Source organism: Streptomyces sp. PH9007 (assembly GCF_059813725.1).
Genome location: NZ_CM187440.1, coordinates 276,590 through 286,808, shown reverse-complemented (window position 1 = coordinate 286,808; position 10,219 = coordinate 276,590). Strand labels below are relative to the sequence as shown.

Here is a 10,219-nt window from a genome sequence, read left to right as displayed (position 1 = left end):
GGGAGGCGGGCGCGGTCGGCGCCGTACCGGCGATCAGTACGAGCCGACCGCGCTGAGCGTGTGATCCACGGCCAGCATCTCCAGCGCGCCGGGCAGTTCGGTGCGGCGGTGCACCTTGAGCTTGCGGTAGACCCGGGTGAGGTGCTGCTCGACGGTGCTCACGGTGATCGACAGCTTGCGGGCGATCTCCTGGTTCTTGTCGCCCCGCGACGCCAGGGCCGCCACCCGCTGCTCGGCCTCACTGAGAACGGACGCCGATTCGTCCACCGCGTCGTCGGCGATGGCCTGGCGCGCGTCGTCCGGGGCCAGGAACGGCCGCCGGTTGCTGACGAGTTTGGCCTGGCACTTGTTGGCCAGCAGCCAGGCGCGCCGCACCGTCAGCCGGGACCGTTCCACATCGCCAAGACGGTGCAGCACATGGGACAGGTCCACCAGCGCGTGCGCCTGGTCGAGCAGCGCGCGGCAGCTCTGCAACTGCTCGATGGACTCCTTGAGCAGCCGCGGCCGTTCACTCAGTTCGACGGTGTGCGCCAGCAGCCGCAGCGACACCCCGCGCACCCGGGAGTGCTGGCGGTGCGCCTTGCCGAGCTGCTCGCGCAGCAGCGTCCTGGCCTGCTCGGTCTGGCCCGCGTGCAGCAGGGTGTGGGCCAGTCCACTGCGCCAGGGCAGCAGCGCGGGGATGTCCAGCTTCCAGGCGACCGACAGCTCGCCGCAGGCGCGGAAGGTGGTCATCGCGGCGTGCGTCCGGTTGGTCGACAGGTGGTACAGGCCCTTGGCGTGCCAGTACTGGAGGCCGGAGGTGGTCTGGATGCTGTCCTCGGGGACGGGCTGCATCAGCAGGGCGGCCACCTCGGTGTGCCGGCCCATCGCGGTGTAGGCGTGCAGCTGCGTCACCAGCGGACCGACGGGGAAGAGGGTCCAGTGCTCGATGGGCAGGGTGGCCAGCGCGCGGCGCGCGAACTCGGCGGCGGCCGGGAAGTCGGCCATCCGCAGCGCGATGCCGGCCCGGATGTCCAGCAGGAGTGCCAGCCACGCCCAGGCCCGGCGGGATTCCGCCTCGGCCATCAGGGCCTCGCACCACGGCAATGCGGCCGGGGCACGGTCCACGTCGACCAGCACGGCCAGCATGGTGAGCAGCATGTCGTCGGTGCCGTCGTCGAGACCGCAGTTCTGCAGGACGTGCTCGGCGTGCTCGGCCGCCTCGTCGGGGTTGCCGCCCGCCAGCACCACCTCCAGCGCCCGGATCGCCTGGAGCTGGGGGGACATGCTGATCTCCAGCCCCGGCTCCTCGGTGCCCAGCTCGGTGGGGAGCACCGTGGGGGAGAGCTGGCCCAGCAGTCCGGGGCTGTGGTAGGCGAGGCGCAGCCGCAGCAGTTTCAGCTGCACCCGGGTGCGTACGGGGATCTCCCGGCCGGGCGGGGCCACCCGGTTCAGCAGGGTCTCCGCGTCGGAGAAGCGTTTCTGCCAGAGCAGATAGCCGACCATCAGGGAGATGTTCCCGTCGAAGGAGTCCTCGCGGGCGGCGTCCAGCAGCCGGTCGACGTGCCGTGCGCTTCCGGCCGGGGAACTGCGCCAGTGGGCGGATGCGAGCAGGTTGAGCACGGCGACCCGGTCCCGTGGCGCGGAGGCGGTGCGGTGCGCCAGCTCCAGGTACTCCGCGACGCGGTCGACGCGGCCCTCCAGCAGGGCCTGGTGGCCGGCCTCCCGCAGCAGGATGCCGCTCCACCGGGGCAGTTCGTCCTCGTGCGCGGACAGCAGGACCTCGGCCACCGCGGTCGGCGCGGCCCCGGCGTAGTAGAGACGTTCGGCGGCGCGCAGATGGAGCCGGGCGGAGTCGCGCGGGGTGAGCGGGGCGAGGACGGCGGCGCGCCCGGCGGGATGGCTGAACCGGCCCTCGGCGAGCACGCCGGCCGACTCCAGCGCGCCGATCCACGGTCCGACGGTCTCGGCCGGGGTGCCCAGCAGATCCGCCACCAGGTCGGTGGTCGCCCGGTCGCCCAGGACCGCCGTGGCCCGGGCGACCTCGGCCAGCTCCGGGCCGCAGCGGTGCAGACAGGCCGACATGGCCTCGGCGAACGACTGGCCGACCACGGGTTCCGGGCTGCGCCGGCCGGCGCCGCAGGCCGCGCTGTGATCGTCCATCAGGGCCCGCAGCAGCAGCGGATTGCCGCGGCTGATGTCGTACCAGGCGCCGGCCGCCGTGCTGTCGCCGAGCCGGCGCTCCAGCATGGCCGCCACGTCGCCGAGCGGCATCGGGGTGAGCCGGATCTGTTTCCACAGCGGCTGGCGCAGGACCTCGCTCTGCAGGAAGCCGGTGGAGCGCCTGGTCCCGGTCTGGGCCGCCACGACGACCATCACGCGTGCCGAGCGCACCCGGCGGGCGATGAAGGACAGGCCGCGCAGCGAGAACGCGTCGGCGTGCTCGACGTTGTCGATGACGATGACGATGGGGCGCTGCGCGCTCAGGTCGAGCAGGGCGCGCCACAGATGGTTCATGACCGGCGGATAGATCTGTTCGACGCGCTCCGCCAGGTCGGCGCGGTCACCGCTCAGGAAGCTCAGGCAGTCCTCGTCCGGGGCGATGACCTGGAGGGTGTGTAATTGGTCCACCGGGATGGGCGCGTGCTGGAAGGCCTGGGCGATGGCGCTGAACGGCATGGAGTCCTCGGTCTCCGAACAGGCGGCGCTGAGCACCAGGGCTCCGGAGTCGGCGGCGTGTTCGGCGAAGCTCTGCAGCAGTTCGGTCTTTCCGCAGCCCACAGGGCCGTTGATGATGGCCCCTCCGCCCCGGCCGCGGGCGGTGCGGGCCAGCATTCCGCGCAGTGCCTCGGTCTCGCGCGCACGTCCGATCAGATCCATCTGTCCGGGACCCCCAGTCTGCGTTGCGTCTGTCCGGCGTCCAACGAAGACGGATTGCGCCGGAGAGTCACTCGGGCGCTGTCAATCGCGGGCCGGACACCCCTTTTGTCACTAGCCCTTGCACAGAGTTGCCATGACGCAATCGCCGAGCATAGCAGCGGCTTCGCGACGATGTCCATGTGATGATTGGCGGCCGCGAAACGGGAAACGTTATCGAGGTCGGCCGAAGTCACCGGAAGGCGGGCGGGATCGGTCTTCGCCCGTCCGCCCGTGACCGTCTTCCACCGCTGTGGGCTGCGGTCTTCGTCCACCGGCGCCTGCGTCCGGGAAAATGATGTTGGTCCTTCACGGGGAATTGATAAGGGTCCGAACCGGACGTCCGGTGTATACGAGACGGGAAAAAGAACGTTTCCCCTTCAACCGAATCCTGGTCAGCTGAATCGGTAATTCCGGCCCCGGTACGGGAGCCGGGCGAACCCGGACACGTGGGCGCCAACGGCGGGCGGGACCGGATGCGCCGGCCCGGCCCGGCAGGCCGAAACCCCTGCCGCCCCGGACACCCCTACCGCGCCGCCCCTGGATTCCGGGGCGACACGGCGGGGGAGTAGGGGTCGACAGGGGTCGGGCAGGGGTCTCACCGCTTGCTGAGCAGCTCCTCGGTGACGCCGGCCAGCCGGGCGGCGTTGCCCTTGTCGAACATCTTCAGACCCAGGTCCACCGGCTTGCCGCGGTCGTCCACGGTCAGCCGCGCGGCGGGCGGGTTCTCGATCCACTCGATCATCGGCGCGGCCGAGTCGGTGACCGACTTGGCGCCCACCTTGGCGTACAGCTTCACGATCGAGCGCAGCGGCTGGTTGAACTGGTTGATCGCGTCGGTCTGGGTGAACCCCGGGTGGTAGAGCACGTACTTGGCCTTGCTGGAGGGGTTCTCCGCGAAGGCGACGGCGAGCAGGTCGTTGGCCCGCCCGGCCTGGAGCTGTGCCCGCATGGTGTTGTACTTGCCGTTGATGTGGATGTCGTCCCACAGCACCGCGCCGGCCTTGGTGCCGGGGCCGGCGACATTGATGATCACCGGGTCGGGCGCGGCGTCGAACTGCGTGGCCAGACCGTGCCCGAGCAGATAGCGGGCCACGTAGTACAGCGAGAACGTGGACTCCAGCCCCTCGGGGGACTCCTGGCGCTTCATGTTCTGCTTGTTCGCCGTCAGCACCAAGGCGTCCACCACCGGGTACGCCTCGGCCACGCGGGCGATCACCTTGCGCACCTCGGCGATGGATCCGAGGTCGGCCTTGATGAACTCGAAGCGATCGGCCGCGCCGAGCCGTTCCGCCTCCTTCGTGAGTCCGGCGGCCTTCTCGACGCTCCGTCCGATCACCACGACGGTGTCGCCGCGCTCGAGACGGGCCAAGGCGGTGGCCCGGCCCATCCCATCGGTCCCGCCCGCCACCACGACGGTTCGAGCAGATGAGTTCCGCTGCATTGATGGACTCCCAACAAACCACGAACAAAAATGTAGGTCGGTGAAAACTCTAGCGTCCGCCCGGCGAAACGAAAGACCGCTTTCCATAAACCCCTCACGGCACCCCGATGGCAATCGAATTGGTAGGGGTTCTGCCAAAAACTCCTAGGGGTTGACCGAGGATGGGCGGGAAAATACGTTGGGTCGCCGAACGTACCGCTCTCCGAAAATATTGACGAATTCGCCGGCCGGGGTTGCGGCCGGGAACGGACCGGCACGGACCCTTCGCCCCGTTCCCAGAACTCTCACCTGCTCACCATGGCGCCGTCGGCCGGCGTGACGCCGTGCGAACCCCGTGATCCGAGCGAAGGAGACGATGGCATGGACCCGTTGGCAACCGCCGCTCTCGAAGGAGCGGATGCCGCCGTCCTGGCCGCCCAGCCGGTGCCCGCCGGCTACCGCGCCGCCCACGTCCGGGTGGAGGACGTCGAGATGTTCCGGGGCATCGAGGACAAGGACGTCCGTAAATCGCTGCGGGTCGGCGACATCCCCATGCCCGAACTGGCCCCGGACGAAGTGCTGGTCGCGGTGATGGCGAGCTCCGTCAACTACAACACCGTGTGGACCGGCACCTTCGAACCGGTACCGACTTTCGCCTTTCTGCGCTCCTACGGCAAACAGGGCCCCTGGGAGAAGCGGCACGACCAGCCCTTCCACGCGCTGGGTTCGGACGGGGCCGGCGTCGTGGTGCGCACCGGCGCCGGGGTACGGCACTGGAAACTGGGCGACCACGTCATGTGCAGCCCCATCCAGGTGGACGACCAGGAAGCCATCACCCACGCGGACGGCATGCTCGGCGCCGGCCAGAAGGCCTGGGGCTACGAGACCAACTACGGCGGCCTGGCCCACTACGCCGTCGTCCGCGCCTCCCAGCTCATCCCCAAACCCGCCCATCTGACCTGGGAGGAGGCGGCCAGCGTCCCGGCCTGCGCCGGCACCGCCTACCGGATGCTGGTCAGCGACACCGGCGCCAGGATGAAGCAGGGCGACGTGGTCCTGGTGTGGGGCGCCGCCGGCGGCCTGGGCAGCTACGCCGTGCAACTCGTGCGCAACGGCGGCGGGATCAGCGTCGGCGTGGTCAACTCCGAACGCAAGGCCGAAGCCGTCCGCCGGCTCGGCTGCGACATCGTCGTCAACCGCACCGAGATCGGCATCGGTGAGGACACCGCGGACGACCCGGAGCAGGTCATCGAGGCGGGCAAGCGCCTGGGCCGCATCATCCGCCGGCACACCGGCGAGGACCCGCACATCGTCTTCGAGTACGTCGGCCGGGCCACCTTCGGCATCTCCATGTTCGTCACCCGCCGCGGCGGATCGATCGTCACCTGCGGATCCTCCACCGGCTACCGCCACACCTACGACAACCGCTACCTGTGGATGAAGCTCAAGCGCGTCATCGGCGCCCACGCCGCCAACATCCACGAACAGTGGGAGACCGCGCGCCTGGTCGACCAGGGCCGGATCATGCCCACCCTGTCCACGGTCTTCGCCCTCGACGAAATCGGCGAAGCCGCCCGCCTCGTCCAGGAGAACGTCCACATCGGCAAGGTCGGCGTACTGTGCCTGGCCCCCCGCGCCGGGCTCGGCGTCACCGACCCCGACAAGCGCGCCGCCCTCGGAGAGGACCGGCTGAACCCGGTGATGGGCCTGTGACCGGAATCCTCGGCACCGGTTCCTACCTGCCGGAACACGAGGTCGGCAACGAGGAACTGGCCGCCCGCTTCGGCGTCACACCCGAGTGGATCACCGGCAAGACCGCCATCCGCACCCGCCGGTACGCCGCCCCCGAGGAGGCGGCCTCCGACCTCGCGGTGCACGCCGCCGAACGCGCCCTGGCCGACGCGGGCCTGACGGCCGCGGACATCGACCATCTCGTCCTCGCCACCTCCACCGGCGACCACATCGTCCCGCAGACCTCCACCGTGGTGCAGGCGGCGATCGGCGCCCACCGGGCGAACTGCCTGGATGTCAACGTGGCCTGCAGCGGCTTCGTGCACGCCCTGGTCACCGCCCGCGGACTGCTCGCCCTCCAGCCCGGCGGCCGCGCACTGGTGATCGCCACCGACGTGTGGTCCCGCTTCACCGACCCCCACGACCGCTCCACCGCCGTCCTGCTCGGCGACGGCGCCGGCGCCGCCGTCCTCGGCGAGGTCCCCGCACCGCTCGGCTTCCTCGGCCACCTCCTGCGCGGCCACGGCGCCGACCGGCGGCTCCTGGTCGTCGACGCCGGCGGCAGCCGCCTCCCCGCCTCCTCCGAAACCGTCGCCGGCACCCGGCACACCCTGCGGATGATCGGCCGCGAGGTCACCGCCTTCGCGCACTCCGTCGTACCGCGGGAGATCGGCGAACTGCTCAGCTCCCAGGGGCTCGCCCCCCAGGACATCGACCACTTCGTCCCGCACCAGGCGAACGGCGTCCTGCTGGACAAGCTAGTCGCCACCCTCGGCCTGCGCGACAACGCCGCGCACCGCACCGTGGAACGCTACGGCAACACCGGCAGCGCCTCCATCGCCGTCACCCTCGACGAGGCCAACCGGGCCGGCGCGCTGCGCGAGGGCGAACTCGTCCTGCTCAGCGGCTTCGGCGGCGGCATGGCGCACGGCTCCACCCTGCTGCGCTGGCACCGAGGTGCGCCCGCATGAGCGACCCCCGGCGGATCGGCGTCATCGGATGCGGCGTGATGGGCGCCGGCCTCGCCGAGATCTGCGCGCTGGCCGGCTTCGACGTACGGGTCGCGGTCTCCACTCCCGACTCCGCACACCGGGGCACGGCCCGCGTCGCCGGAGCGCTGGAGCGGCGGGTCACCAAGGGCAGGCTCACCCGCGCCGACGCGGACGCGGCACTGGCCCGCCTGCGGGTCACCTCCGAGCTGAAGGAACTGGCCGACCGCCAATTCGTCTTCGAATGCGTGACGGAGGACGAGGCCACCAAACTCGAGGTCCTCACCGCACTCGACGCCGTCCTGCGCGACCCCGACGCCATCGTCGCCACCAACACCTCGTCCCTGCCGGTGATCCGGCTGGCCAGGGCGACCGGGCGCCCCTCCCGGGTGATCGGCACCCACTTCTTCAACCCCGTCCCCGTGCTGCCGCTCGTCGAAGTGACCGCGACCCTGCTGACCGACGAACAGACCCGGGACACCACCGAGCGGTTGCTGACCGGCCCCCTGGGCAAACAGGTCATCCACTCCCGCGACCGGGCCGGATTCGTCGTCAACGCCCTGCTGGTGCCCTATCTGCTGTCCGCCGTACGGATGGTCGAGGCCGGGCACGCCACCACCGAGGAAGTCGACACCGGCATGACGCTCGGCTGCGCCCATCCCATCGGGCCGCTGCGGCTGCTCGACCTGATCGGCATCGACACCCTGGCCCTCGTCGCCGCCGGACTGTACGAGGAGTACAAGGACCCCATCTACTCCACCCCACCCCTGCTGGCCCGCATGGCCGACGGCGGACTGCTGGGCCGTAAATCCGGCCGGGGCTTCTACGACTACTCCGGCGACACCCCCTGAACCCCCCGGGCACCGCGCGCCGACCACGGCCGACGCGGGAACCCGGGTGACGGCGCCGCCCTCGGCGCCCAGGCCCTCGCGCCCGGCGGTGATCCCGCCCAGGCGCACCGGTAGCCACCGCCGCCGGGCCCGTCACAAACCGGCCCGGCGGCGGAACCGGCCGCCAACCGCACCACCGACAGACCGTATGAGCGATGGGGACACAGGAATGGCCGGATCGATGGGCCGGGCGGTGATCCGGCTGCGCCGGCTGGTCATCACCGTCGCGGCGGTACTCACCGTGGCGGGCGGCGCCTGGGGGGCGGGCATGTTCGACGTGCTCACCCCCGGGTTCACCAACCCCGGCGGTGAGGCGGAGCGCACCACCGAACGGATCGAGGACGAGTTCGGCCGCCGTACCTGGGACGTGCTGGCGCTGTACTCCTCCTCCGACCTGACCGTGGACGATCCGGGGTTCGCCGCCCCCGTCGCGGCGAAGGCCGCGGAACTGCGCGAGCTGCCCGAAGTGGCCCGGGTCGAGGAGCCGTTCGTCTCCGAGGACCGGCACGCCCGCTATCTGGCGGTCACCCTGCACGGCGCCGACATGACGACCAGGGAGGACGCGTACGTACGGATCGCGGACGCCTTCGCCGTCCCCGGTCTGACCACCCTGCTCGGCGGCCCCGAGGCGATCCTCGACGAGGTCAACGACCACGCCGACGGCGACCTCGCCCGCTCCCAGGCGATCACCATGCCGCTGCTGTTGCTGGTCCTGCTGATCGTCCTGCGCTCCGTGCCGGCCGCCCTGGCGTCGCTGGCGACCAGCGTCCTCACCCTCACCGGCGCGTTCGCCGTCACGCGGCTGATCGCCGGGTTCACCGAGGTGTCGACGTTCACCGTCAACATCATCATGATCCTGGGGCTCGGACTCCCCCTCACTCACGCGCTGCTGCTCATCACCCGCCACCGCGAACACCTGGCCACCGGCGCCCCGCCCGGCGAGGCACTGGCCGGCGCCCTGCGGACCACCGGCCGCGCCATCGCCCTGTCCGGCCTCACCGTCGCCCTGGGACTGTCCTGCCTGCTGCTCTTCCCGCAGCCCTTCCTGCGCTCCATGGGCTACGGCGGTGTCGCCACCACCCTGCTCGCCACCGCCGCCGCGCTGACCCTGCTGCCCGCGCTGCTCGCCGCCCTGGGCCCCCGGATCGCCCCACGGCCCCCGCGACGCCCCGGGCGCACGCGGGACAGCGGAGCCCGGGCCCGCCGGCTCGCGACCGGCATCGGCCGCCACCCCGCGCGGTACGCGCTGCCCTCCGCCGTCCTCCTGCTCCTGCTGGCCGCACCCGTCACGGCCGCCGTGTTCGGCGGCACCGACGAACGGGTGCTGCCGGCCGGCACCGACAGCCGGGTCGTGGCCGAGACGATCCGCGCCGACTTCCCCGGCGGCGACCCCGAACCCCTGCACATCCTGCTCTCCGGAGCCGGCCCGGCCGCCGCCGCTGAGTACGCCGCACGCCTGGAACAGCTCGACGGAGTCGTCGCGGCGGCCCCGCCGGAGACCACTGACGGGGCCGCGGTGCTGCGGGTTCACACGCGGGACGCGGCGACCTCCCCGGAGACGCGCGACCTGGTGGGGACGATCCGCGACCTGCCCGCCCCGGCCGGCACCGAGGTCCTGGTCGGCGGCGCCGCCGCCGAACTCACCGACATCCTGGCGGACATCGGCTCCACGCTGCCCCTGGTCCTGGGTCTGATGGCCGCCGCCCTGCTCGCCGGGACGTACCTGGCCCTCCGCTCGCTCCCGCTGTCGGCCCAGACACTGGTCACGACCGCGCTCTCCCTGGCCGCCTCGGCCGGCGTGCTCACCTGGACCTTCCAGGACGGCCCGCTGTCCGGGCCGCTCGGCTTCACCGCGACCGGCTCCGTCGACGCCCTGCGCCCGGTCCTGCTGCTGGCGGTGGTCTTCGCCGTGTCGACGACCTGTCAGCTGCTGCTGCTCTCCCGCGTCCGGGAGGAGTGGCTGCGCACCGGCGACCACCGCACGGCGGTGACCGGGGGCCTTCGGCGGACGCTGCCGGTCACCACCGCGGCGGCGCTGCTGCTGATGCTGGCGGTCTCCGGCTTCGCGGCCAACAGCGTCGCCATGGTCAAGATCATCGGCATGGGCCTGCTGATCGGCATCGCCGTGGAAGCCCTCCTCGTCCGCCCTCTGCTGGCACCGGCCACCCTGCACCTGATGGGCCGCGCCACCTGGTGGCCGGACCGCGGGAGCGGCGCGGCGCTGCCGGACCCCGGCCCCGGCCCCGTCACGGCGGCGGCGCCCGACGCCTGACCGCCGCCGCCCGGGGTGA

The 10,219-nt window shown here is 71.8% G+C and carries 6 protein-coding genes; 4 read left to right on the top strand and 2 right to left on the bottom strand.

Annotated elements, in window-relative coordinates:
* Positions 1-33 precede the first annotated feature (33 nt).
* Both ACTFAP_RS01240 and ACTFAP_RS01235 read right to left on the bottom strand, forming a co-directional pair.
* Entirely contained in the window at positions 34-2,859 is a 2,826-nt protein-coding gene (locus ACTFAP_RS01240; RefSeq protein WP_451749253.1) for a helix-turn-helix transcriptional regulator, read from the bottom strand.
* A 634-nt stretch (positions 2,860-3,493) separates the two neighbouring features.
* Positions 3,494-4,339, bottom strand: coding sequence for an SDR family NAD(P)-dependent oxidoreductase (locus tag ACTFAP_RS01235; RefSeq protein WP_390115305.1), 846 nt, complete (start codon positions 4,337-4,339; stop codon positions 3,494-3,496).
* 360 nt (positions 4,340-4,699) lie between these two features.
* On the opposite strand from ACTFAP_RS01235, the gene ccrA reads away from it, so the two are divergent.
* The 4 genes from ccrA (at position 4,700) to ACTFAP_RS01215 (ending at position 10,200) form a co-directional block, all read left to right on the top strand.
* Positions 4,700-6,031 carry a crotonyl-CoA carboxylase/reductase gene (gene ccrA / locus ACTFAP_RS01230; RefSeq protein ID WP_495683163.1) on the top strand — a complete coding sequence of 444 codons (1,332 nt, stop codon included), beginning with the start codon at positions 4,700-4,702 and terminating at the stop codon, positions 6,029-6,031.
* Positions 6,028-7,020, top strand: a complete 993-nt coding sequence (locus tag ACTFAP_RS01225; RefSeq protein WP_495683162.1) for a beta-ketoacyl-ACP synthase 3 — start codon at positions 6,028-6,030, stop codon at positions 7,018-7,020. The genes ccrA and ACTFAP_RS01225 overlap by 4 nt, the downstream gene beginning before the upstream one ends.
* Positions 7,017-7,889: a 3-hydroxybutyryl-CoA dehydrogenase gene (locus tag ACTFAP_RS01220; RefSeq protein WP_500467997.1), complete on the top strand. Its 873-nt coding sequence runs from the start codon at positions 7,017-7,019 to the stop codon at positions 7,887-7,889. The genes ACTFAP_RS01225 and ACTFAP_RS01220 overlap by 4 nt, the downstream gene beginning before the upstream one ends.
* Positions 7,890-8,076: 187 nt before the next feature.
* On the top strand, positions 8,077-10,200 hold the full coding sequence (locus ACTFAP_RS01215; RefSeq protein ID WP_500467996.1) for an MMPL family transporter: 2,124 nt from the start codon (positions 8,077-8,079) through the stop codon (positions 10,198-10,200).
* Positions 10,201-10,219 lie beyond the last annotated feature (19 nt).

Excerpts from the sequence above, each read along its gene's own strand:
- ACTFAP_RS01240 (WP_451749253.1), bottom strand. The coding sequence starts at position 2,859 with ATGGATCTGATCGGACGTGCGCGCGAGACCGAGGCACTGCGCGGAATG.
- ACTFAP_RS01235 (WP_390115305.1), bottom strand. The coding sequence starts at position 4,339 with ATGCAGCGGAACTCATCTGCTCGAACCGTCGTGGTGGCGGGCGGGACC.
- ccrA (WP_495683163.1), top strand. The coding sequence starts at position 4,700 with ATGGACCCGTTGGCAACCGCCGCTCTCGAAGGAGCGGATGCCGCCGTC.
- ACTFAP_RS01220 (WP_500467997.1), top strand. The coding sequence starts at position 7,017 with ATGAGCGACCCCCGGCGGATCGGCGTCATCGGATGCGGCGTGATGGGC.
- ACTFAP_RS01215 (WP_500467996.1), top strand. The coding sequence starts at position 8,077 with ATGAGCGATGGGGACACAGGAATGGCCGGATCGATGGGCCGGGCGGTG.